Here is a 24268-nt window from a genome sequence, read left to right on the forward strand (position 1 = left end):
CCGCGGAGCCGACGCCGCGGGCGCCCCGCCCACGACCCTCATCACCACCCCCAAGGAGAACGAAGACCATGACCCCTCACTCCCCAGCACCGGCCGGTCGGCACGAAGGGGCCGCACGATGAGGGTGCTACTGCTCGGAGCCAACGGCTTCATCGGCCGCTTCGTCGCCGACCGGCTGCTCGCCGACCCGGCGGTCCACCTCACCGCCCTCGGCCGCGGCGACGACGCCGACGTCCGCTTCGACCTCGCCACCGGCAGCCCGGGCGCGCTCACCCGCTTCCTGGACGCCGTCCACCCCGGCGTGGTCGTCAACTGCGCGGGCGCCACCCGCGGCGGCGCCCGCGACCTGACCCGGCACAACACCGTCGCCGTCGCCACCGTCTGCGAGGCCCTGCGCCGCAGCGGCTGCGGCGCCCGGCTCGTCCAGGTCGGCTGCGCCTCCGAGTACGGCCCCAGCCAGCCCGGCTCCTCCACCGCGGAGGACGCCGTGCCGCGCCCGGGAGGCCCGTACGGCGTCTCCAAGCTCGCCGCCACCGAACTCGTCCTCGGCTCCGGCCTCGACGCGGTCGTCCTGCGGGTCTTCTCCCCGGTCGGCCCCGGCACCCCCGCCGGCTCCCCGCTCGGCCGGCTCGCCGAGGCGATGCGCCGGGCCATGCAGGCCGGGGACGGCGAGCTCAAGCTCAGCGGCCTCGGCGTGCAGCGGGACTTCGTGGACGTCCGGGACGTGGCCCGGGCCGTGCACGCCGCCTCCCTCTCCGCCGCCCAGGGCGTCGTCAACATCGGTACGGGACGGGCCGTCCGGCTCCGGGACGCCGCCGCCGTCCTCGCCCGGGTCGCCGGCTACGCGGGCAACCTCCACGAGGTCGACGGCCCGCACGGCGTCCCGCAGCGGCCCGTCATCGGCGCCCCGCGCTCCGAGGCGACCATCGCCGAACAGCTGGCCTCCGCCCCCTTCCCGTACCCCGACGGCTGCGGTCCCTGGCAGCAGGCCGACGTCCGCACCGCCCGCGACCGGCTCGGCTGGCGCCCCCGGATCAACCTGGAGGAGTCGCTCGCCGACATCTGGATGGAGGCGGCGTGTCGCATCTGACCGCCACCGGGGCGGTGCGGGCGCTCGGGGTGGGCGCCCCCGGCTACGCCCACCCGCTGCTCGCCCCGGTCGAGTGGGCCGAGCTGACCCGCCCCGGGACGCCCGTGCACTGGGCGGTGCTCAACGTCTCCGACGGCCCCGGCAGCCGCCCCGACCCGCACTGCCTGGAGACCGCGGGCCGGCTGCGGCACGCCGGCGTGCGGGTGCTCGGACACCTGGACCTGGCGCACGGCTCGCGCCCCTTCGGCGAGCTGGTCTCGCAGGCGCAGCGGTACCTCGACTGGTACCGGGTCGGCGGCTTCTACCTGGACCGCTGCCCCGCCGACCGGGCGGACCTGCCCGCCGTGAGGAGGGTCACCACCACCCTGTCGGCGCTCCTCGGCGGCGACGCCCACCTCGTCCTGGGCCAGGGCCGCCACCCGTACCCCGGCTACGCGGAGGCCGCGGACCAGCTGGTGACCTTCTCCGGCGCCTGGGTGGACTACCGCTGGTCGCAGGTGGCCGAGTGGACGGCGGAGTACCCGGAGGGGAAGTTCGCCCACCTCGTGCACGGGGTGCCGCGCACCCACCTGGACGAGGCGCTGCGGATCGCCCGGTGGCAGGGCGCGGGCACGATCTTCTTCACGGACCGCACCGGAGGGACCGGCGGAGCCCCGGGACAGAACGCGCCATTTCACTCGCTGCCCGGCTACTGGGACGAAATCGTCTCGCGTATCGGACCGGGTGTCTCGGAATGAGGAGGGGCGTGGCAGTGTTACGGGGAGAACAACCGTACTGACATACCGACAACCGGAGTCCCCGTGTCGCTGCCACCCCTGGTCGAGCCGGCCGCCGAGCTCACCGTAGACGAGGTCCGCAGGTACTCCCGCCACCTGATCATCCCGGACGTCGGGATGGACGGGCAGAAGCGGCTGAAGAACGCCAAGGTGCTGGCCGTCGGCGCCGGTGGCCTCGGCTCGCCGGCGCTGATGTACCTGGCCGCCGCCGGCGTGGGCACGCTCGGCATCGTGGAGTTCGACGAGGTCGACGAGTCGAACCTCCAGCGCCAGATCATCCACAGCCAGGCCGACATCGGCCGCTCCAAGGCCGAGTCGGCGCGCGACAGCGTGCTCGGCATCAACCCGTACGTGAACGTGATCCTTCACGAGGAGCGGCTGGAAGCCGACAACGTGATGGAGATCTTCGGCCAGTACGACCTGATCGTCGACGGCACCGACAACTTCGCCACCCGCTACCTGGTGAACGACGCCTGCGTGCTGCTGAACAAGCCGTACGTCTGGGGTTCGATCTACCGCTTCGACGGCCAGGCGTCGGTCTTCTGGTCCGAGCACGGCCCCTGCTACCGCTGCCTCTACCCGGAGCCCCCGCCGCCGGGCATGGTCCCCTCCTGCGCCGAGGGCGGCGTCCTGGGCGTGCTCTGCGCCTCCATCGGCTCCATCCAGGTCACCGAGGCCATCAAGGTCCTCGCCGGCGTCGGCGAGCCCCTCGTCGGCCGTCTGATGATCTACGACGCCCTGGAGATGCAGTACCGCCAGGTCAAGGTCCGCAAGGACCCGAACTGCGCGGTCTGCGGCGAGAACCCGACCGTCACCGAGCTCATCGACTACGAGGCCTTCTGCGGCGTCGTGTCCGAGGAGGCCCAGGAGGCGGCGCTCGGCTCCACGATCACTCCGAAGCAGCTCAAGGAGTGGATCGACGAGGGCGAGAACATCGACATCATCGACGTCCGCGAGCCGAACGAGTACGAGATCGTCTCCATCCCCGGCGCCCGCCTGATCCCGAAGAACGAGTTCCTGATGGGCACCGCCCTCCAGGACCTCCCGCAGGACAAGCGGATCGTCCTGCACTGCAAGACGGGTGTCCGCAGTGCGGAAGTCCTCGCCGTGCTCAAGTCCGCGGGCTTCGCGGACGCGGTGCACGTCGGCGGCGGCGTGATCGGCTGGGTCCACCAGATCGAGCCCGAGAAGCCGGTGTACTAGTCCCCCGCGCCGGACGGTGCGTGCCGAAGGCCCCGGACCGGGTGACGGTCCGGGGCCTTCGCGCGTCCCCGCTACCCGCAGGTCGTGCCGTACGCGGGCACCTTCCCGTCCAGCAGGTAGGCGTCGACCGTCCGCGTCACGCACGCCGAGGTGCCGTACGCGCCGTGCCCCTCGCCCTTGTTGGTGACCAGGATCCCGACCCCCTCGCCGAGCTCCCGCGCCATCCGCTCCGCGCCCTCGTACGGGGTCGCCGGGTCGCCCGTCGTGCCCACGACCAGCACCGGGGCCGCGCCCGGGGCGGCCGCCGCCGGGGTCTTCGCCTCGCCCTCCACCGGCCAGCCGGCGCACCAGCCGGCCGTGTCCCAGGCGAGGAAGGCGCCGAAGACGGGGGAGAGGCGGCGGAACTCCGGCACCAGCGCCCTGGCCTGCGCGGCGGTCGGGCGCTCGCTGGAGTCGGCGCAGGAGATCGCCCGCTGGGAGTGCGACTGGGTGGCGTAGTGGCCCTGCTCGTCCCGGTCGTTGTAGGAGTCCGCGAGCCGCAGCAGCGGGCCGCCGTCGCCGGCCCCGGCCGCCTCCAGGGCCTCGGTGAGCAGCGGCCAGCTCGACTCCGAGTAGAGCGTCACCGCGATGCCGGTGATCGCCAGGCCCTCGGTGAGGCGCCGGTCGCCGACCTCCAGCGGCCGCCGGTCCAGCGCGGCGAGGAGCGTGGTGATCCGGGCGGTGCCGGCCGCCGGGGTCCGTCCGGTGCTCCTCGTGTAGTTGTCCAGGGCCCGCTGGAAGCCGACCGTCTGGTGCCGGGCGTGGCCGGCGGTGCCCGAGGTCGGGTCGACGACCGCGTCCAGGACGAGCCGGCCGACGTTCCGGGGGAAGAGGTGGGCGTAGGTGCCGCCGAGCTGGGTGCCGTACGAGATGCCGAAGTAGTGCAGCTTCTCGTCGCCGAGCACCTGCCGGATCAGGTCCAGGTCGCGGGCGGTGGCCGAGGTGGTGGTGTGGGGGATCACCGCGCCGGACCGGCGGGCGCAGCCGGCGCCGAACTCCGCCGCGTCCTTCAGGTAGGCGGCCTCCTCGGCGGGCGTGTCGGGGGTGGAGTCGACGCGGGCCTCGGCGGCGGCCTGCTCGGCGTCGGTGCGGCAGACCACCCCGGAGCTGCGGCCCACCCCGCGCGGGTCGAAGCCGACCAGGTCGTACCGCTCGCCCAGCGACCCGTACTCCCCGGAGAGCCGGGGCAGGATGTCGACCCCGGAGGCGCCCGGTCCGCCGAAGTTGAAGAGCAGCGAGCCGATCCGTCCCTTCCGGGCGGTCGCCTCCTTGCGGATCAGCGCGACGGGCAGGGTGGCGCCCGAGGGCTCCGCGTGGTCCAGCGGCACCTTCACGGTGGCGCAGCGCCACTCGTCGCCGATCCCGTCCCCCTCGCAGCGCTTCCAGTCGGGCCGCTGCCCGGTGAGGGCGGCGGGGAGCCCGGCGGCGGGGGAGGGCTCGGCGCCGGGGGCGGGCGTGGCCGGGGAGGACGGGCCGGGGGCGGGGGAGGCGGCCGGGGAGCCCGTCTCCGTACAGCCGGTGACCAGCAGTCCGCCGACGGCGAGGGCCGTCAGGTGCCGGCGTATGCGCATGGGAAACCCCCCGGGATCGAGACCGGCTCGTCATCCTAGGGGGCCCGGTCGCGGGGCCCGTCACGGCCCGGTCGGGGTGCCCGCCGAGGCCCGGTCGGCTACCCGTCGAGGGCCCTGGCCGCGGTGTCCGTCGAGGCCCGGTCGCGGGGTCCACCGAGGGCCGGTCGGCGTGCCCGTCGAGGCCCGGCCGCGGGGTCCGTCAGCCGTCCTTGCAGACGGTGCCGGAGGCCGGCACCCTGCCGTCGAGGAGGTAGCCGTCGACCGCCTTCTTCACGCAGGCGCTGCCGCTGTTGTAGGCGCCGTGGCCCTCTCCCTCGTACGTCAGCTCCACGCCGACGCCCTTGCCGAGGGCCTGCACCATCGCGCGGGCGCCCTCGTAGGGGGTCGCCGGGTCGCCGGTGTTGCCGACCACCAGGATCGGCGCCGAGCCCGGCGCGGAGACGTCCGGGTGGTCCCAGGTGCCCGGCACCGGCCACTGCGAGCAGCTCGACAGCGCCCAGCCCATGAAGTCGCCGAAGACCGGGGAGGCCTCGCGGAACTGCGGCAGCCGCTCCTTGGCCTGCCCGAGGGTGTAGCGCTCCTTGAAGTCGACGCAGTTGATGGCGGCGTTGGCGGCCTGGATGTTGCTGTAGCTGCCGTTCTCGTTGCGTCCGTTCATCGAGTCGGAGAGGGCGAGGAGGAGGGCGCCGTCGCCGCCGTCGGCGGCCTCCAGGCCCTGCTCCAGGTAAGGCCAGAACTCCTTCGAGTACAGGGCCTGGGCGATGCCGTTGGTGGCCTGGGTCTGCGTCAGCTTCCGGCTGCCGATGCCGGCGATCGGCTTCTCGTCGAGGGAGTCGAGGAGGTCGGTGACGCCCTGCTCGACCTCGGCGACCGTCGCGCCGGGCAGCGTGCACTCGTCGCCCCGGTCCACGCAGTCCTGCGCGAAGTTGTCCAGCGCCAGCTGGAAGCCCTTCGCCTGGCCCAGCGCGCCCTCCTCGACGCCCGCGTCCGGGTCGACGACCGCGTCGAAGACGGCCCGTCCCACCCGCTCGGGGAAGAGGTGGGCGTAGACGCCGCCGAGCTCGGTGCCGTACGAGATGCCGAAGTAGTGCAGCTCGTCGTCGCCGAGGACCTGGCGCAGCAGGTCCATGTCCCGGGCCGCGTTCTCCGTGCCGACGTGCGGCAGGACCGGGCCGGCGTCCCGCTCGCAGCCCGCCGCGTACTTCTTCTGCGCGTCGGACAGCGTCCGCTCCTCCGCCAGGTCGTCCGGGGTGAAGTCCAGCGCGTAGTAGGCGTCCAGCTCCTCGTCCGTGGCGCACTCGACCGGCTCGCTGCGGCCGACGCCGCGCGGGTCGAAGGAGACCAGGTCGTAGCGGGAGCGGAGGCTCTCGTAGTCGGCGGCGAACCCCGGCAGGGCGGTGACTCCGGAGCCGCCCGGGCCGCCGAAGTTGAAGACGAGGGAGCCGATGCGGCGGGCGCCGTCCTCGGCCCGTGCCCGGATCAGCGCCAGTTCGATGGTCTCGCCCTCCGGCTGCGACCAGTCCAGCGGGGTCCGGAGGAAGGCGCACTCCCACGCGGTGCCGCCCGGCAGCGGCGTGGGGGCCGATCCGCCGCCCTCGGCGGCGGACGGGGGCGGGCAGGTGTCCCAGGCGAGCCGCTGCTCCGTCAGCGCCGAGAGACCGCCGGTGCCGCTGGGGCGGGCGGTCGCGGAGTCCCCGCCGGAGTCGTCCGAGCAGCCGGCCAGGCACAGGACGGCGGAGGCGGTGAGCAGAGCGGCGGCACGCTGAGCGGCGGAGATCGGCATACCCCCATGCTCGGCCCCACCCCCCGCACCCGCCCGCGACGCACCCCCAAGCGGGTGTCCGGGACCGTCCGGCGGTACGCGTCCGCCCGGGACCGTCCGGCGGTACGCGTCCGCCCGGGACCGTTCGGCGGTACGCGTCCGCCCGGGACCGTTCGGCGGTACGCGTCCGCCCGGGACCGTCCGGCGGTACGCGTCCGCCCGGGGCGGGGCGGCCGGCCGCCCCGCCCGGTCCCCGTCTAGGGGGTGTCGGTGCGGGCGCGCAGGGCGTCGAGGTGGGCGCGGGCCGCTTCGGCGGCGTGGGTGAACCAGTCCGCGATCACGGCGGTCTCCTCGGGGGTGTAGCGGGCGAAGAGCTCCCCGAGGCGGTCGTAGAAGGGCTGGTACAGCTCCGTCAGGCGGACGGCCGCGGCCGGGTCGGCGACCACGCGGACCCGGCGGCGGTCGCCGGGGTCGGGGACGCGGCGGGCGTACCCGGCCCGCTCCAGGCGGTTGAGCACGCCCGTCACCGCGCCGGTGGTGAGGTCGGCCCGCTCGGCGAGGTCGCCCGCGGAGAGCGGTTCCGCGCCGGCTCCGAGCACATGGCCCAGGCAGGTCAGGTCGGTCACGTTCAGGCCGAGGGCCTGGGCCACCTCCTGCTGCCCGATCAGGCCGAGCGCCACGTAGGTGTCCATGCGCGAGATCGCCTCGGCGGCGGTGGCCGGCGGCCGGCTCTTGCCCTGCACCCGGATACTCCTTAGCATCTAAGATACTTAGCTCGTGAGGTAAAAGATCTCGTGCGAGCCTCCTCGTCCTCATCCTGCCTGCCTCCACACCCCCAGGGAGCGTCCATGAGTGTCCACGGCGACGTCGACCTCGGCCACACGGTGGCCGGCTGGACCGGAACCGCACTCGCCGCCCTCGGCTGCACCGCCCTCGGCGCCGCCGTCTGCCTCGTCTCGGCACCGCTCGCGGGGCTCGGGGCCGCCCTCCTCGCCGCCGCCGCCCTCGCCACCTGGCTGCTGCACCTCGCCGGCTGGGGCAAGCCGAGCGGCCCCCGCCCCGCCGCCGCGCGCGACTGGCGGGTCCGCGACGCGGCCGCGGCCGCCGGTCACCCCGACTGCCTCGGCTGCCGCCTGGCGGGCCGCGGGACCCCGGCCGCACCTCCGTCCCCCGCCCGCACGGCGGACGGCGCCCCGAAGGGCCCCGTGCCCGCCCGCGCCTGACGCGACGGAGCCTCCCGTGACCGGCCCCCCCCGGGTCCGGGGAGCCTCCGTCCCGTCCTCGGGCCCCGTCCTCGGGCCCCGTCCTCGGGCCCGGCCCTCAGGCCCCGCCCGCCGGGAGGAGCCCGGTGCCGCCGGCCGCGCCGCGCACCACCGCGCGCGCCGGACGCGCGGGCCCGCTCCCGCAGCGTCGCGAGCAGCGAGCCGCCGCGCCCGGCGAGCGCGGCCACCGGCCCCAGCGCGGAGCGCGGCGAGAGCCGGTCGACCTCGCCCGCGTACACCCCGCCGAGGAGCGGCTCGACGAGCCGGTCGACGGCCTCCCGGCCGCGTGCGGGGCCATCGGCATCGCCGGGATCGGGGAGAGACCGGCGACCCGGTCGGGGCCGTGCTCCTCGATGGTGTGGACGTGCGCGGCGGCGGCGATCCCCATCGCCTCCTCCCGACTCGCCCGCACCAGGCCGCCCTTGCCCCGGGCCTGCTGGTGGGCGCGGCGGCGCGCCGGATCGCGCTGGATGTCCGCCCGGGCGGGCACCGGGTCCTTCGGACGCCTCTTCGCCCCCCGGTACATCGCGAGGGGGGTGCCCCGGACCAGGGGGTGGCGGACCCGCGTGGGGGAGTGGCTGTACCAGGAGAAGGAGGCGCCCCGGGGGCAGCCGAGCGGCTCGTACCCGGGCCGGTCGGGGCCGACGGAGGGATGGTCGGTGGCCTGGGTCTCCCAGGTGGTGACCCCGTCCTTGGCGTAGACCTTCCACCGGCAGGAGCCGGTGCAGTTCACGCCGTGGGTGGAGTGCACGACCTTGTCGTGGCTCCAGCGGTCCCGGTAGGACGACTCGCCCTCGCGACCGCCGGTGCGGTGCGCCGTCCGCAGGTCCTCGGAGACCTCGGAACGGGAGAAGAACCTTCCCGCTCGGAGGAGAACCTCGGCGGCGTCCGGCTGCTCCCGCTGCACGTCAGGCTCCTTCGCGCCGATGCGTTCGGCAGCCTGAGCCCAGGACGGGCGAAGCGGGCGAAAGGGAGGGGCATTGGTCCCACGAGGGGGTGACCAAATCCCGCATTCGTCCCGGGGGCCGGTGTGTGACGCCGACCGGGTGAGCACTCTCCGACGGTGGATCCCGAACCAGCACGGGGCCTGGGCCATGCTCGCCGTGCCCTCTCTCGCGGGGGTCCTCGTCGGCTCCCCGTCCTGGCTCCCCACTCCCCCTCTTCCTCGCGCGGTCGCTCGGCCACTGCGCCGTCTTCCCCACGGAGCAGCGGATACGGCTCCGGCACGCCTCCCGCACCCCCCCGGGCCGCCGCGCGCCACCGGCGCCCCGCGCTGGTCTTCACCGCCGCCGCGCTCACCCTCGGCCCGCCCCTCCTGCTCGCCGCCCCGTGGCCGGCGCTCGCCGCCGCGGCGGCGGCGCCATTCCTCGCGGTGAACGTCCTCCACGCCCGCCGCAACCGGGAACGGGCCCTGGCCAACGGGCTGGTGGCCGTCGTCCCGGCCCGCGGGATGCTGCTCGTCGCCCCGCGCGCGCCCGCCGGGGGCCTCGCCCCCGCGCTCGCCTGCCTGCTCTCCTCCGCCGGCACCGTCCCGTACGTGAAGACCATGATCCGCGAGCGGAACTCGGAGGCGTACCGCCGGGGTTCGGTCGCCTACCGCGCCGCGGCGCTGGCGGCGGCGGCCCTCCTGGACCCGTGGCTCGCCGCCCCCTTCGCCCTCCGCCTCGCCCGCGCGGCCGTGCTGCCCGGGCGCGGGCTGAGGGTCCCGGTCGTCGGCGCGGTCGAGGTCGGCTGCTCCCTGCCGCTGCTCGGCTTCCTGACGGGCGTGTACGGCTGAGGGCGGCCACCCGTGCGGGGCCGGACTACAGCGCCTCCCGCCGGGTGAGCCAGTTGAAGCAGATCCAGCCCGGCAGGACCGGCAGCCACAGGGTCATCAGCCGGTAGAGGAGGACCGCCGGGGTGGCGACCTCGATCGGCAGGCCCACCGCGAGGAGGCCGCCGATGAGCGCGCCCTCGACCGCGCCGACGCCACCGGGCGTGGGGGCCGCCGAGCCGAGCGCGTTGCCCGCGAGGAAGACCACGGCCACGCTCGCGTAGCTGATCGTCGCCTCGCCGTGCGCGAAGGCGCGGATCGAGGCGTCCAGGCAGAGGACGAACGCCCCCGTCAGCAGCAGCATGCCGCCGATGCCGGTCACCAGCTTCATCGGCCGCTGGAGCACGTCCAGCATGCGCGGCACCACCCCCGCGAAGAGGGAGCGCAGCCGGGTGGCGACGAACTTCCGCATGAACGGGATCGCCGTCATCACCAGGACCAGCACCGCCACCGTCAGCAGGCCCGCGATGACCGTCCTCGACGGCGTGAAGGACTGCGACTTCTCGGTGCCCGTCAGATAGCCGAAGGAGAGCAGCAGCAGGATGTGCGCCCCGAGACCGAAGAGCTGCGAGGCGCCGACGCTCGCCACCGCGAGTCCCGGCCGCACTCCCGCCCGCTGGAGGAAGCGGGTGTTCAGGGCCACGCCGCCGACCGCCGCCGGGGCGACGATCTTCACGAACGACCCGGCGACCTGCGCCACCACCGTCCGCCAGAAGCCGACCCGCTCCGGCACGAAGCCGAGCAGGCTCATCGCCGCCGCCAGATAGCTCAGCGCGGAGAAGAAGACCGCCGCCGCCACCCACCGCCAGTCCGCCTCCGCGACCGTGGACAGCGGGGTCCGCGCGATCTGCGAGAGCAGGAAGTACGCGGCGACCGCGCCCGCGATCAGCGAGAGCAGCGTCTTCGGCTTGATCCGCTCCAGCCGCACCGGCTCCACCGGCGCCTGCGGACGGATTAGCAGCACCTGCCGGCGGATCTGGGCCAGCAGGTCCTCCTCGCGGGCCTCGTCCAGGGCCTCGTCGAGCGCCCGCTTCTCCGCCTTCTTGTCCGCCCGCTTCTCGGCCTTCTCGGCCCGGGGGTCGGCGCCGGGCGCCGGCAGCCCCGCGTGCGCGGCCGCCTTGGCCCGCTCGCGCTCCCGCTTCGCCTCCTCGGAGGCCGCGAGGACCGCCTCCCGCTCCCGCTGCGAGCGCTCGCGCGCCAGCTTCCGCAGGGTGGCGCGGGTCGAGCGGCTCAGCGCGATCGGCTGGAGCAGCGGCAGACAGTCGGCCACCGCGTCCGGCCCCAGCACGTCCACGGCCGCCGCCACCGTCCGCTCCGCCCCGACCCGCAGGCCGAGCGTGGTCAGGAACTGGGCGATGTCCATCCGGAGCACCAGGTCGCCGGCCGCGATCTCGCCGCCGCGCAGATCGGTCAGGAAGACCCTGCCGGAACGATCCACCAGGATCGCGTCCCCCGACAGCCTGCGGTGCGCGATCCGGCGCGACTGGAGCGCCTTCACCTGCCGCCACGCGCCGCGCACCAGCTCGTCGGTGATCTCGGAGTCGTCCAGCGTGTCCAGGCTCCGCCCGCCGATGTGCTCGTAGACGAGCATCACCGCGTCGGGTCCCAGCTCCGAGGTCGCGATCAGCTTCGGCGCGTTCGCCCCGGCCGCGATCGCCGCGTAGGCGAGCAGGGCCTCCTGCTCCAGCGCCTGCCGGAGCGAGACGATCGACCGGCGGGTGGTCACCGTCCGCAGGGTGATGCGCCGCCACAGCCGGTAGAAGAAGCCGTGCGCCTGCTGTTCCCGGTCGACGACGGTGACGTCCAGCGGGGGCCCGGACTCCAGGGTCACCAGGTACCGGCGGCCCCGGTCGCCGCTCTCCGCGGTCTCCGGCACCTCCTCCGCGCGCAGCGCCGTCACCGGCCGGAAGCCGACCCGGCGCAGTCCGGCGAGGAGGGTCTGGCCGGTCGGCCGCACGTTCGGGGAGCCGACGGCGTAGAGCGTGCCGTACGCCACCGTCCAGCCGATCAGCACGGTCAGGATGATCGAGAAGGCGGTGGTGTAGCCGGCCACCAGCATGGTGAAGGCGTCGAGCAGCAGCACCGTCCAGAGCGAGAACCGCCAGCGCGGTCTTCGCGCCATGCCGACGGCCGTCATGTACGCGATCACCGGCGCGAGGTAGTTGTGCACCGGGTCGGTCAGCCCGCCGCCGCTCGCCGGCTGGGTCAGCGCGTCCTGGATGGTGTCCGGGGCCGCCTTCGCCACCCACAGGTCGATCGCCAGGGTGACGCCGTGCGCGAGCACGGCCGCCAGCACGCCGTCGGCGATCCGCAGGCCGTCCCGCTTCACCAGCCGTTCGATCGCGAAGGCGACCGGCAGGACCAGGATCGCGATCGACGAGACCAGCCCGGCGATCTTGACGAAGACGTCGGGGGCGCCGACGGCCCCCTTGTTGATGTCGTCCTCCAGGCCCGAGGTGGTGCCGTGGGCGACGGCGGCGATGGCGAGGACGACGGCGATGGCCAGCACGCCGGCCAGGAGACGCATCAGGTCGGAGGGCCGGTGCACGCGGGCGGCGAGCAGCGGTTCGTCGCCGGAGACCCGTTCGGGCATGTCGGGCCGAGCCTCACCTGGAGGCTGTGTGTCCTGACCCATCACCCTGTCCGTCCCTGCGTGTTCCGCCGCTTGCGTCTGCCGCTGTCGATCTCGTATCACCAGTCACCGCCCGCACGATGGTGGCACGAAGAACCGCCGGGCGGAGGCATCAGGGCCATGTCGGTGGGGTGAGGCAGGATGAGTCGGATGAGCCTGGAGGGACCTGTGGGACAGACCGGAGCGAGCGGAGCGGAAGACTCCGCCACGGCGGGCGAGCTGCCGCCGTACGCGGAGGCGGTCCTCGACGTCGCCGACCGCATCCCCCCGGGCCGGGTGATGACCTACGGCGACGTCGCCGAATGGCTCGGCGAGGGCGGCCCCCGCCAGGTCGGCCGGGCGATGGCGCTCTACGGCGGATCCGCCCCGTGGTGGCGGGTCGTCCGCTCGGACGGCACCCTGCTCCCCGGGCACGAGCTGCGCGCCCTCGGCCACTACCGGGACGAGGGCACCCCGCTGCGCGAGCGCGGCCCGGCCGCCGAGGGGCACGTGCCGAGGATCGACATGCGCCGGGCCCGCTGGGACGGCGTGGACCCCGGGGACGCCGGCGGCCGGGGCGACGCGCCGGAATGAGCCGCCCGCCGGGCGGCCGGTGCCGGGCGTGCGGGATCTCACACGCGGCCCCGGCCGGGCCGTTGCCGCCCCGGCCGGGGCCGCGGGCGCGTCCGTCCGGTCCGGGAGACCGGGGCCCGCGGCCGCCCGGTTTCGCGTAACGTCGGCGGGCGTGCCGCGCACGGCGCCGGACGGGGCCGGGGCGCGGACGGCGGTACGGACACGGGCATGCGCGCGGGCACGCGCGCGTGCCGGGACCCGTGCCCCGCTCCGCGCGCGCGTCACCCCGCCACCCCTGTCGTCACCAGCACGGGCACCACATCACGACCGACCAGGACGCCAACCACGTGAGCTCCTCCTCCACCACCCGGCCGACGCCGCCGCACCAGGGACAGCCGTACCCGGGCGCGGGACGGCAGCGGACCCCCGGCGCGTACCGGCTGGTGCGCACGGCTCCGGCCCCGGTGGATCCCCCTCAGCTGGACGCAGCCCAGCGGGCGGTGGTTGAGCACGACCGGGGACCGCTCCTCGTCCTCGCCGGACCCGGCACCGGCAAGACGACGACGCTGGTGGAGGCGGTCGCCGCCCGCATGGAGCGCGGCACCGACCCCGAGCGGATCCTCGTCCTCACCTTCAGCCGCAAGGCCGCCGTCGAGCTCCGCGACCGGATGGCGACCCGGCTCGGCGGACGCCGCCCGCCCCAGGCCACCACCTTCCACTCGTACTGCTACGCCCTGATCCGGGCCCACCAGGACGCCGAACTCTTCGCCGAACCGCTCCGGCTGCTCTCCGGGCCCGAGCAGGACCTCGCCGTCCGCGAACTCCTCGCCGGCCAGATCGACCTCGAACGGACCGGGATCGGCGGCGTCCGCTGGCCCGACGAGCTCCGCGCCTGCCTCACCACCCGAGGCTTCGCCGACGAGGTCCGCGCCGTCCTCGCCCGCTCCCGCGAACTCGGCCTCGGCCCCGACGCGCTCCGCCGGTTCGCCGAGCGGGTCGGCCGCCCCGACTGGAAGGCCGCCGCCGGCTTCCTCGCCGAGTACCTCGACGTCCTCGACCTCCAGGGCGTCCTCGACTACACGGAGCTGGTCCACCGGGCCGTCCTCCTCGCCGAGCGGGTCGCCCTCCCCGCGTACGACGTCGTCTACGTCGACGAGTACCAGGACACCGACCCCGCCCAGGTCCGGCTGCTCACCGCGCTCACCGGCGGCGGCCGGAACACCGTCGTGGCCTTCGGCGACCCCGACCAGTCGATCTACGCCTTCCGCGGCGCCGACGTGAACGGCATCCTCGACTTCCCCGACGCCTTCGGCGGCGCCCCCGTCCGCGTCCTCGGCACCTCCCGCCGGTCCGGCGCCGACCTCCTCGCGGCCACCCGGCAGCTCACCCGGCGCATGCCGATGACGCGGCTCCCCGCCGCCGCCGTCCGCGCCCACCGCGAGCTGACACCGGTGCGCGACGGGGGCCGGGCCGAGGCGTACACCTACCCGACCGCCTCCGCCGAGGCCGAGAACATCGCCGACCTGCTGCGCCGCGCCCACCTGGAGGACGGCGTCCCCTGGCACGCGATGGCCGTCCTCTCCCGCGCCGCCGCCCCGCTCCCCGCCCTCCGGCGCGCCCTCACCTCCGCCGGCGTCCCCGTGGAGACGGACGCGGCCGACACCCCGCTGCGGCACGAACCCGCCGTGGCCCCGCTGCTGCTGGCCCTGCGGGCGGTCGCCACCCAGGCCGCGCCCGCCCGCCCCTCCGCCGGGGACACCGCGTCCGTACCGGCGTCCGCGTCGGTACCGGTCTCCGCGTCGGTACCGGCGTCCGCGTCCGTACCGGTTTCCGCGTCCGAGCCGGAGTCGGAGTCCGGCTCCGCGCCGGAGTCCGCGTCCGCGCCGGAGTCCGGGTCCGAGCCGGAGTCCGGGTCCGAGCCGGAGTCGGAGTCCGGCCCCGCGCCGGAGTCCCCGCCCGCATCCGCACCGGAAGGCGCCGCGCAGGACGCTTCCGCGACCGGAGGCGCCGCGCAGGACGCGCCCGCCTGGCTCCCGGTCGAGACCGCCCTCGAACTCCTGGCCTCCCCCCTCGCCGGCGTCGACCCCGCGGACCTCCGCCGGCTCGGCCGCGCCCTGCGCGAGGAGCACCGCGCCGCCGGCGACAAGGTCCCGCCGCCCTCCGACGTCCTGCTCGCCCGCGCCCTCGCCGAGCCCGAGCGGCTCGCCGCGCACGACCCGGCGTACGCCCGCGGCGCCCAGCGCCTCGGCCGGCTCCTCGGCGAGGCCCGCGCGCTCCTCGCCGCGGGCGGCACCGCGGAGGAGGCGCTGTGGGTGCTGTGGAACGGCACGCCCTGGCCCGGCCGTCTGGAGCGCGCCGCCCTGCGCGGGGGCCCCGCCGGGCGGAACGCCGACCGCGACCTGGACGCCGTCTGCGCCCTCTTCGAGACCGCCGCCCGCGCCGAGGAGCGGCTCGGCGGACGCGGCGTGCTCAACTTCCTGGAGGAGCTCGACGCCCAGGACATCGCCGCCGACACCCTCACCCGCCGGCACACCCGCCCGGACGCCGTCCGCCTGATGACCGCCCACCGCTCCAAGGGCCTGGAGTGGAGCCTCGTCGTCGTCGCCGGCGTCCAGGAGGGCCTCTGGCCGGACCTGCGCCGCCGCGGCTCCCTCCTCGAAGCCGACCGCATCGGCCGCGACGGCCTCGCCGAACCCCTCACCGCGGGCGCCCTCCTCGCCGAGGAGCGCCGCCTCTTCTACGTGGCCGCGACCCGCGCCCGCGACCGGCTGGTCGTCACCGCCGTGAAGGCCCCGGCCGAGGACGGCGACCAGCCCTCCCGCTTCCTCGCCGAACTCGGAGTCGAGCCGAAGGAGGTGCCGGGCCGCCCCCGCCGCCCGCTCGCCGTCTCCGCGCTCGTCGCCGAACTGCGCGCCACCACCGTCGACCCGGACGCCTCGCCCGCGCTGCGGGACGCCGCCGCCCGCCGGCTCGCCCGGCTGGCCGCCCTCGCCGACGAGGACGGGCAGCCGATGGTCCCGGCCGCCCACCCGGACCGCTGGTGGGGCCTGCACGAGCCGACCCGCTCCACCGTGCCGCTGCGCGAGCGCGACCGGCCCGTCGCGCTCTCCCCGAGCGCCCTGGAGAACCTCGCCGCCACCTGCTCCCTCCAGTGGTTCCTCGGCCGCGAGGTCAAGGCCGCCGAACCGGCCTCCGCCGCCCAGGGCTTCGGCAACGTCGTGCACGTGCTCGCCGACGAGGTCGCCTCCGGCCGCACCCCCGCCGACCTGGACGTCCTCATGGCCCGGCTCGACACCGTGTGGGACGCGCTCGCCTTCGACGCCCCCTGGAAGTCGGAGCAGGAGAAGGGCCACGCGCGCGTGGCCCTGGAACGCTTCCTCAGCTGGCACGTCATGGACCGGGGCGGCCGCACCCCCGCCGCCTCCGAGCACGGCTTCGACGTCACCCTGGACGCGGGGGAGTACCAGGTCCGCATCCGCGGCTCCATGGACCGCGTCGAGACCGACGCGGAGGGCCGCGCCTACGTCGTCGACTTCAAGACCGGCAAGTCGGCCCCCACCCGGGACGAGGTCGCCCACCACCCCCAGCTCGCCGTCTACCAGCTCGCCGTCCGCGAGGGGGCCCTCGACGAGGTCCTCGGCGGGCGCCGCCCCGAACCCGGCGGCGCCGAGCTCGTCCAGCTGCGCCAGGCCGCGCCCGCGAAGGAGGGCGGCGAGGCCCTGCCCAAGGTGCAGGCCCAGCGGCCGCCGGAGGGGGAGTGGGTCGGGGACCTGCTCGCCACCGCCGCCGGCCGGGTCCTCGACGAGCGCTTCACGCCGACGACCGGGCAGCACTGCGCGACCTGCTCCTTCCGCGCCGCGTGCAGCGCCCGGCCCGAGGGCCGCCAGGTCGTCGACTGACCGGACGCCCGCCGGACATGCGGACGGGCGTCGGGCATCCGGTCGAGTGACGGGCATCACGTTCCCGCTTGCGCATCCTTTGGCACCCCTCGCCGGTCTCTGTTCGCGCGGCACCGCATAAGGTCGCCGTGAAGAAAACCTGTGAATATTCGCTTTCGAACACGTCGAAGCGCATCGAACACGCTGAGGAGTCGCGCATGAGGGCCAACCGGAAGCTCTGGGCCACCGCGACGGTCTGTCTGGCCGTCGTCATGGGTGTCACGGGCTGTGGCAAGGGCGACGACAAGCCCGCCGACCCCTTCGCGGGCCTCTCCGCCGACGCCATCGCCAAGAAGGCCCTCGAGACGACCAAGGGCGCCACCTCCGTCCACATGACGGGCTCGGGCACCGAGGACGGCAAGGAGACCTCGGTCGACGTCACCGTCGACGGCAAGGGCTCCTGCAAGGGCAGCATGGCCACCACCGGCGAGGGCAAGGCCGAGATGGTCGGCACCGGCGGCGACCTCTACATCAAGGGCGACGACGCCTTCTGGACGGAGTCCACCGGCGGCGACGCCTCCGCCGAGGGCCCCGACTTCGGCAAGCTGCTCCAGGGCCGCTGGATGAAGTCCCCCGCCGAGGCCGCCGGGTCCGAGGACTCCGACAACTTCTGCGACCTGAAGACGATCTTCGCCGACATGGAGAAGGAGACCAAGACCACCGGTCTCACCCGCGGCGACGACGCCGACGTCGACGGCACCGCGGCCGTCGTCCTCACCGGCAAGGAGGGCGCCGAGTCCACCACGCTCTACGTGGCCCGCGACTCCGCCAAGCCGTACGTCCTCCGCGTGGTCACCACCGGCGGCGACGAGCCCGGCACGGTCACGCTCAAGGACTACGACAAGCCGGTCACCGTCGAGGCTCCCCCGGCCGACCAGGTCATGGACATGGAGCAGCTCATGAAGGAAGCCCTCAAGGGCTGATTTCCGGCGCCCCGGCGCCGAGTAGCGACCACGCGCGCGCGGGGCGACCCTGGTTCCAGGGTCCGGGGGGACGAGGAGGCTCGCATGCGGTCCCAGCCCAGCCACCGCAAGCTCCGCGCCGCGGCCGTCGTCTGCGCCGCCGTCGCCGTCGCGGGCCCCGCCCCGGCGGCGGCCTGGGCGGCGCCCGCGCCGGCCCCCGCCGCCCCCTCGCCGGACCCCTTCGACGGCCTCACTCCCAGTCAGATCGCCGACCGGTCCGTCGACGCCACCCGCTCCGCCGACTCCCTGCGCATGACCGGGAAGGTCGTCACCGAGGGACAGGAGCTCGACGTCGACTTCGCCGTCGACGACCGGGGCGCCTGCGAGGGGCGCATCGGCGTCGACGACGGCTCCGCCGAACTCCGCAGGCTCGACGACGTCACCTACATGAAGGGCGACGAGGCCTTCTGGCGGACCTCCATGACCTCCCAGGGGGTGCCGGAGAACCAGATCGCGCCCGTCATCGAGCTCGTCAAGGGCCGCTGGCTCAAGATCGCCCCCGGGCAGGCCGGCAGCGCCGACCTCGGCGAGGTCTGCGACCTCGACTCCCTCCTCGACGGCCTCGGCGGCGACCGGGAGGACCGCGAGGGCCTCACCCGGGGACCCGACCGCGAGGTCGACGGCACCCCCGTGGCCACCCTCGTGAAGGAGGAGACCGACGAGACCACCACCACCGTCTCCGTCGCCCAGGAGGGCAAGCCGTACATCCGCCAGGTCGTCAGGACCGGCGGCGACGAACCCGGCACGATGACCCTCTCGGACTTCGACCGCCCGGTGGAGGTCACCGCCCCGCCGGCCGACGAGACCGTCGACCTCTCCCGCCTCGACCCCGGCGCCCCCGCCTGAGCCCGCGGGGCGGCCGTCCCGGAGGGGAATGTCCGCGCGTCCGGATAGCCTCTCCAGGGTGACCGCACGCCTCACCGATCCGGAGCAGCTCAAGGAGCTCCTCGGCATCCCCTTCACGCCGGAGCAGACGGCCTGCATCACCGCGCCGCCCGCCCCGCAGGTCATCGTGGCCGGAGCCGGCTCCGGCAAGACCACGGTGATGGCGGCCCGGGTCGTGTGGCTGGTCGGCACCGGGCAGGTCGCCCCCGAGCAGGTCCTCGGCCTCACCTTCACCAACAAGGCCGCCGGCGAGCTCGCCGAGCGCGTCCGCACCGCCCTCGTCCGCGCCGGCGTCACCGACCCCGACCCCGTCGACCCGGAGGACCCCCCCGGCGAGCCCCGCATCTCGACCTACCACGCCTTCGCCGGGCAGCTCCTCACCGACCACGGCCTGCGCATCGGCCTCGAACCGACCGCCCGGCTCCTCGCCGACGCCACCCGCTTCCAGCTCGCCGCCCGCGTGCTGCGCGAGGCCCCCGGCCCGTACCCGGCGCTCACCAAGTCCTTCCCGGCCCTCGTCGAGAACCTGCTCGCGCTCGACGCCGAGCTGGCCGAGCACCTCGTCGAGCCCGCCGAACTCCTCGCGTACGACGACGGGCTCCTCACCGAGCTCGCCTCCGCCCGGCTCACCAACGAGGACCTGCGCAAACTCCCCGACACCTCCGCCGCCCGCCGCGAGCTCACCGGCCTCGTCACCCGCTACCGGGCCGCCAAGCGCTCGCGCGACCTGCTCGACTTCGGCGACCAGATCGCCCTCTCCGCGCGGCTCGCCACCACCCGCCCCGAGGTCGGCGCGATCCTCCGCGACGAGTTCCGGGTCGTCCTCCTCGACGAGTACCAGGACACCTCCGTCGCCCAGCGGCTCCTCCTCTCCGGCCTCTTCGGCCAGGGCACCGGCCACCCCGTGACCGCCGTCGGCGACCCCTGCCAGGCCATCTACGGCTGGCGCGGCGCCTCCGTGGCCAACCTCGACGACTTCCCCGACCACTTCCCGCACGCCGACGGCACCCCCGCGAGCCGCCACTCCCTCTCCGAGAACCGGCGCAGCGGCGGCCGCCTCCTCGACCTCGCCAACGGCCTCGCCGCCCCGCTGCGCGCGATGCACGCGGGCGTGGAGGCGCTCCGTCCCGCCCCCGGCGCCGAGGCCGACGGCACCCTCAGGATCGCCCTCCTCCCCACCCACACGGAGGAGATCGACTGGCTCGCCGACTCCCTCGCCCACCTCGTCCGCACCGGCCGCGAGCCCGGCTCCATGGCCGTCCTGTGCCGCACCGCCGGCGACTTCCCCGCCCTCCAGGCCGCCCTGGTCGCCCGCGGCGTCCCGGTCGAGGTCGTCGGACTCTCCGGCCTCCTGCACCTCCCCGAGGTCGCCGACCTCGTCGCCGTCTGCGAGGTCCTCCAGGACCCCGGGGCCAACGCCGCCCTGGTCCGCCTCCTCACCGGCCCCCGCTGGCGCATCGGCCCCCGCGACCTCGCACTCCTCGGCCGCCGCGCCCGCCTCCTCGTCCACCGGGCCGGAGCCGGCACCGACCCCGCGCAGAAGCTCGCCGCCGCCGTCGAGGGCGTCGACCCCGCCGAGGTGGTCTCGCTCGCCGACGCCCTCGACACCTTCCTCGACTCCGCAGGCCACCCCGACGACGGCCTGCCCTTCTCCGCCGAGGCCCGGGTCCGCTTCGCCCGCCTCGCCGCCGAGCTCCGCTCCCTGCGCGCCGCGCTCGCCGACCCCCTCATGGACGTCCTCCACCGGGTCCTCGCCGTCACCGGCCTGGAGGTCGAGCTGTCGGCCTCCCCGCACGCCCTCGCCGCCCGCCGCCGCGAGACCCTCGGCAACTTCCTCGACGTCGCCGCGGGCTTCGCCTCCCTGGACGGCGAGGCCAGCCTCCTCGCCTTCCTCGGCTTCCTGCGCACCGCCGTCCAGTTCGAGAAGGGACTCGACAACACCCTCCCGGGCGGCGAGAACACCGTGAAGGTCCTCACCGCCCACAAGTCCAAGGGCCTGGAGTGGGACGTCGTCGCCGTCCCCGGCCTGGTCGCCGGCCAGTTCCCCTCCGCCCGCGCCCGCGAGTCCTGGACCTCCCAGCCCCAGGTCCTCCCGCACGCCCTGCGCGGCGACGCGGCGACCCTCCCCGGCCTCGACGCCTGGAACGCCAAGGCGCTGTCGGCCTTCAAGGCCGCCATGAAGGACCACCAGCACACCGAGGAGCTCCGCCTCGGCTACGTCACCTTCACCCGCCCCCGCACCCTCCTCCTGGCCTCCGCCCACTGGTGGGGCCCCGCCCAGAAGAAGCCCCGCGGTCCCTCCGACTTCATGACCGCCCTGTACGAGCACTGCGCGAAGGGCCACGGCGAGGTCGAGGCCTGGGCGGACGAACCGGAGAAGGACGCCGGGAACCCCCTCCTCGCCGAGGCGGCCGGCGACCTGCCCTGGCCGCTGCCGCTGGACGAGGAGGCGCTGCGGCGCCGCAGGAGGGCCGCCGAGCTGGTCCACCAGCACCTGTGGTCCGCCGACGCGCGCGAGCCCGCCGCCGGGCCCGCCCCCCTGGACCCGCACCCGGAGGACCTCTGGCTGCCGGGCGAGGCCGGGGAGCCGGTCCACGATCCCCGGGAGACGATCCCGCACCCCCGGGAGCACGAGCTCACCCCGGAGGAGGCCCGGACCATCGCCTCCTGGGACCGCGACCTGACCGCCCTCACCGACGAGCTCCGCCGCTCCCGCGCCACCACCCGGGACGTCGTCCTGCCCGCGTACCTCTCCGCCTCCCAGGTGCTCCGCCTCGCCGAGGACCCGGACGGCTTCGCCCGGGACCTGGCCCGCCCGATGCCCGCGCCCCCGCAGCCCGCGGCCCGCCGCGGCACCCGCTTCCACGCGTGGGTGGAGTCCCGCTTCGACGAGCTCCCGCTGCCCTTCCTCGGCCCCGACGAGCTCCCCGGCGGCGAGGACTTCGCCGGCGAGCCCGAGATCGTCGACGAGCGGGACCTGGAGGCGCTCAAGGAGGCCTTCGCCCGCACCCCGTACGCCCACCGCACCCCGTACCGCGTCGAGGTCCCCGTCCACCTCACCCTCGCGGGGCGGGTGGTCCGGGGCCGGATCGACGCCGTCTACCGGGACCCGGACTCGGGCGCGTACGAGATCGTCGACTGGAAGACCAGCCACCACCGGACCGCCGACCCCCTCCAGCTCGCGCTCTACCGGCTCGCCTGGGCCGAGCAGCACGGCCTGGAGCCCGAGGAGGTCGCCGCCGCCTTCGTCTACGTGCGGACGGGCGAGGTGGCCCGGCCCGCCCGGCTGCCCGGACGGGCCGAGCTGGAGGCCCTCCTGCTGGGCGGGGCACCCCCCGGCGCCGGATAGGCTCGGGAGCATGAGCGAGACCCCGGACAGCGTCGTCCATCCCGTACGCGCGTACGTCGAGCAGCACCGCGCCGCCTTCCTCGACGACCTCGCCGCCTGGCTGCGCATCCCGTCCGTGTCGGCGCAGCCGGAGCGGGCCGGGGACGTGCGGCGCAGCGCCGACTGGCTCGCCGCCGCCCTGAAGGACACCGGCTTCACCACGGTCGAGGTCTGGGAGACCGACGGGGCCCCCGCGGTCTTCGCCGAGTGGCCCTCGGACGACCCGGACGCCCCGACGGTCCTCGTCTACGGCCACCACGACGTGCAGCCGGCGGCCCGTGAGGACGGCTGGCACACCGACCCCTTCGAGCCGGTCGTCACCGACGGGCGGATGTACGCGCGGGGGGCGGCCGACGACAAGGGCCAGGTGTTCTTCCACACCCTCGGGGTCCGCGCCCACATTGCCGCGACCGGCCGCACGGCGCCCGCCGTCCACCTCAAGCTGCTGGTGGAGGGCGAGGAGGAGTCCGGCTCGCCGCACTTCCGCGCCCTCGTCGAGGAGCGCGCGCGGCGGCTCGCCACCGACGTGGTGATCGTCTCCGACACCGGCATGTGGTCCGAGACGACCCCGACGGTCTGCACCGGCATGCGCGGCGTCGCCGACTGCGAGATCGACCTGTACGGCCCCGACCAGGACATCCACTCCGGTTCCTTCGGCGGCGCCGTGCCCAACCCGGCCACCGTCGCCGGCCGGATCGTCGGGGCCCTGCACGACGCCGGCGAGCGGGTCGCGATCCCCGGCTTCTACGACGGGGTGACCGAGCTCACCGAGGAGGAGCGGCGGCTCGTCGCCGAACTCCCCTTCGACGAGGCGGCCTGGCTGCGCACCGCCAAGTCCCACGGCACCCTGGGCGAGGCCGGCCACTCGACCCTGGAGCGCGTCTGGGCCCGCCCGACCGCCGAGGTCAACGGCATCGGCGGCGGCTACCAGGGTCCCGGCGGCAAGACGATCGTGCCCGCCTCCGCCCACCTCAAGCTGTCGTTCCGGCTGGTCTCGGGGCAGGACCCGGACCGGATCGAGACGCTGGTGCGGGAGTGGCTGGCCGGGCTCGTGCCCGCCGGGATCCGGTACGGCGTCGTCTTCGGCGCCCCGACCCGCCCCTGCCTCACCCCGCTCGGCCACCCGGCCCTCACGGCGGTGGCCGGGGCGATGAGCCGGGCCTTCGACGGGGCCGCCGTCCGCTACACGCGCGAGGGCGGCTCGGGACCGGCCGCCGACCTCCAGGACGTCCTGGACGCGCCGGTGCTCTTCCTGGGCATCTCGGTCCCGTCCGACGGCTGGCACGCGCCGAACGAGAAGATCGAGCTCGACCTGCTCATGAAGGGCGTCGAGACGACCGCCCACCTGTGGGGCGACCTGCCGGACGCCCTGCGGGCCGCCGACGCCGGGCGGGACGAACGACGTGACCACTGACACCGATCCGGGGGAGCTGGAAGCACCTGTGAGCACCTTGAACAACGCGTTCGCGGACCGCCCGATCTCGCTCACCGCCCCGAGCGGGATCGACCGCGCTGCCCACCACCGCCTCGACGAGGCCTGGCTCGCGGCCGCCTGGAGCCACCCGAGCACCCGCGTCTTCGTGGTCTCGGGCGGTCAGGTGCTGATCGACGACCGCCCGGACGGCACCACCGAGCTCGTCATGACCCCGGCGTTCGAGGCGCCGATGACCGAGACGCACCGCTACTTCCTTGGCACCGACACCGACGGGGTGTCGTACTTCGCGCTCCAGAAGGACTCGCTGCCCGGCCGCATGGACCAGTCGGCGCGCCCGGCGGGCCTGCGCGAGGCCGGTCTGCTCCTCTCGCCGCGCGACGCGGGCCTGATGACCCACGCGGTCGCCCTGGAGAACTGGCAGCGCCTGCACCGCTTCTGCTCGCGCTGCGGCGAGCGCACGGTGATCGCGGCCGCCGGGCACATCCGCCGCTGCCCGGTCTGCGGCGCCGAGCACTACCCGCGCACCGACCCGGCGGTGATCATGCTGGTCACCGACGACCAGGACCGCGCGCTGCTCGGCCGTCAGGTGCACTGGCCGGAGGGCCGCTTCTCGACGCTGGCCGGGTTCGTGGAGCCGGGCGAGTCGATCGAGCAGGCGGTGGTCCGGGAGGTCTTCGAGGAGGCCGGCGTCACCGTCGGCGAGGTCGGCTACGTGGCCAGCCAGCCGTGGCCCTTCCCGTCCAGCCTGATGCTCGGGTTCTTCGCGCGGGCCACCTCCCCGGAGATCGAGGTCGACGGCGAGGAGATCCACGAGGCCCGCTGGTTCTCCCGCGAGGACCTGGAGGCCGGCTTCGCCTCCGGCGAGATCCTGCCGCCGTACGGGATCTCGATCGCCTCCCGGCTCATCGAGCTCTGGTACGGCAAGCCCCTGCCGAAGCCCGGCGACGTGGTCTGAGCCCG

At 75.3% G+C, this 24268-nt stretch carries 17 protein-coding genes and 1 pseudogene; 13 read left to right on the forward strand and 5 right to left on the reverse strand.

Features of this window, described 5'->3' with window-relative positions; genetic code table 11:
• Positions 1-118 precede the first annotated feature (118 nt).
• From IE287_RS05670 to moeZ, 3 genes are all read left to right on the forward strand, one after another.
• Positions 119-1090: an NAD-dependent epimerase/dehydratase family protein gene (locus tag IE287_RS05670; protein WP_189847791.1), complete on the forward strand. Its 972-nt coding sequence runs from the start codon at positions 119-121 to the stop codon at positions 1088-1090.
• Positions 1078-1827: a spherulation-specific family 4 protein gene (locus tag IE287_RS05675; protein ID WP_189847792.1), complete on the forward strand. Its 750-nt coding sequence runs from the start codon at positions 1078-1080 to the stop codon at positions 1825-1827. The genes IE287_RS05670 and IE287_RS05675 overlap by 13 nt, the downstream gene beginning before the upstream one ends.
• Before the next feature lie 63 nt (positions 1828-1890).
• Entirely contained in the window at positions 1891-3069 is a 1179-nt protein-coding gene (moeZ, locus tag IE287_RS05680; RefSeq protein ID WP_189847793.1) for an adenylyltransferase/sulfurtransferase MoeZ, read from the forward strand.
• A 71-nt stretch (positions 3070-3140) separates the two neighbouring features.
• Here the strand turns inward: moeZ and IE287_RS05685 are convergent, their stop codons facing one another.
• From IE287_RS05685 to IE287_RS05695, 3 genes are all read right to left on the reverse strand, one after another.
• The gene (locus IE287_RS05685; protein WP_189847794.1) at positions 3141-4679 is read right to left on the reverse strand and encodes an alpha/beta hydrolase; all 1539 of its coding nucleotides are present in this window, start codon (positions 4677-4679) and stop codon (positions 3141-3143) included.
• A gap of 199 nt (positions 4680-4878) precedes the next feature.
• Positions 4879-6462, reverse strand: a complete 1584-nt coding sequence (locus IE287_RS05690; protein WP_189847795.1) for an alpha/beta hydrolase — start codon at positions 6460-6462, stop codon at positions 4879-4881.
• A 236-nt stretch (positions 6463-6698) separates the two neighbouring features.
• Complete coding sequence (locus IE287_RS05695; RefSeq protein WP_189847796.1) at positions 6699-7184, reverse strand: MarR family transcriptional regulator; 486 nt, start codon at positions 7182-7184, stop codon at positions 6699-6701.
• 105 nt (positions 7185-7289) lie between these two features.
• On the opposite strand from IE287_RS05695, the gene IE287_RS05700 reads away from it, so the two are divergent.
• Positions 7290-7664, forward strand: a complete 375-nt coding sequence (locus IE287_RS05700; RefSeq protein WP_189847797.1) for an HGxxPAAW family protein — start codon at positions 7290-7292, stop codon at positions 7662-7664.
• Between the two features lie 316 nt (positions 7665-7980).
• On the opposite strand, the pseudogene IE287_RS38330 reads toward IE287_RS05700, so the two are convergent.
• Positions 7981-8610, reverse strand: a pseudogene (locus tag IE287_RS38330) (nitrate reductase subunit alpha); the annotation flags it as partial.
• A gap of 187 nt (positions 8611-8797) precedes the next feature.
• On the opposite strand from IE287_RS38330, the gene IE287_RS39060 reads away from it, so the two are divergent.
• Positions 8798-9079 carry a hypothetical protein gene (locus tag IE287_RS39060; RefSeq protein WP_268254968.1) on the forward strand — a complete coding sequence of 94 codons (282 nt, stop codon included), beginning with the start codon at positions 8798-8800 and terminating at the stop codon, positions 9077-9079.
• Complete coding sequence (locus IE287_RS05710) at positions 8977-9480, forward strand: YwiC-like family protein (RefSeq protein WP_268254969.1); 504 nt, start codon at positions 8977-8979, stop codon at positions 9478-9480. Before IE287_RS39060 ends, IE287_RS05710 begins: the two co-directional genes overlap by 103 nt.
• Positions 9481-9505: 25 nt before the next feature.
• Here the strand turns inward: IE287_RS05710 and IE287_RS05715 are convergent, their stop codons facing one another.
• A complete protein-coding gene (locus tag IE287_RS05715) occupies positions 9506-12151 on the reverse strand; it encodes a lysylphosphatidylglycerol synthase transmembrane domain-containing protein (protein WP_189847799.1) in 2646 nt (881 codons plus the stop codon).
• Between the two features lie 147 nt (positions 12152-12298).
• Between IE287_RS05715 and IE287_RS05720 the strand changes: the two genes are divergently transcribed.
• The 7 genes from IE287_RS05720 to nudC all read left to right on the forward strand — a co-directional run bounded on the left by IE287_RS05720 (position 12299) and on the right by nudC (position 24263).
• Positions 12299-12721, forward strand: a complete 423-nt coding sequence (locus IE287_RS05720; RefSeq protein WP_373307812.1) for an MGMT family protein — start codon at positions 12299-12301, stop codon at positions 12719-12721.
• Between the two features lie 326 nt (positions 12722-13047).
• Complete coding sequence (locus IE287_RS05725) at positions 13048-16599, forward strand: ATP-dependent helicase (protein ID WP_189847801.1); 3552 nt, start codon at positions 13048-13050, stop codon at positions 16597-16599.
• Positions 16600-16796: 197 nt separating this feature from the next.
• Complete coding sequence (locus IE287_RS05730; RefSeq protein ID WP_189847802.1) at positions 16797-17561, forward strand: LolA-like protein; 765 nt, start codon at positions 16797-16799, stop codon at positions 17559-17561.
• A gap of 84 nt (positions 17562-17645) precedes the next feature.
• On the forward strand, positions 17646-18446 hold the full coding sequence (locus IE287_RS05735; RefSeq protein ID WP_189847803.1) for a hypothetical protein: 801 nt from the start codon (positions 17646-17648) through the stop codon (positions 18444-18446).
• Between the two features lie 58 nt (positions 18447-18504).
• The gene (locus IE287_RS05740) at positions 18505-21834 is read left to right on the forward strand and encodes an ATP-dependent helicase (RefSeq protein ID WP_189847804.1); all 3330 of its coding nucleotides are present in this window, start codon (positions 18505-18507) and stop codon (positions 21832-21834) included.
• A gap of 10 nt (positions 21835-21844) precedes the next feature.
• Positions 21845-23287 (forward strand): dipeptidase, encoded by a 1443-nt coding sequence (locus IE287_RS05745; protein WP_189847805.1) that lies wholly within the window; start codon positions 21845-21847, stop codon positions 23285-23287.
• A gap of 28 nt (positions 23288-23315) precedes the next feature.
• Positions 23316-24263: an NAD(+) diphosphatase gene (gene nudC, locus IE287_RS05750; protein WP_189847806.1), complete on the forward strand. Its 948-nt coding sequence runs from the start codon at positions 23316-23318 to the stop codon at positions 24261-24263.
• Positions 24264-24268 lie beyond the last annotated feature (5 nt).

Source organism: Streptomyces omiyaensis (genome assembly GCF_014650895.1).
In the GTDB taxonomy this organism is placed as follows: Bacteria; Actinomycetota; Actinomycetes; order Streptomycetales; family Streptomycetaceae; genus Streptomyces; species Streptomyces omiyaensis.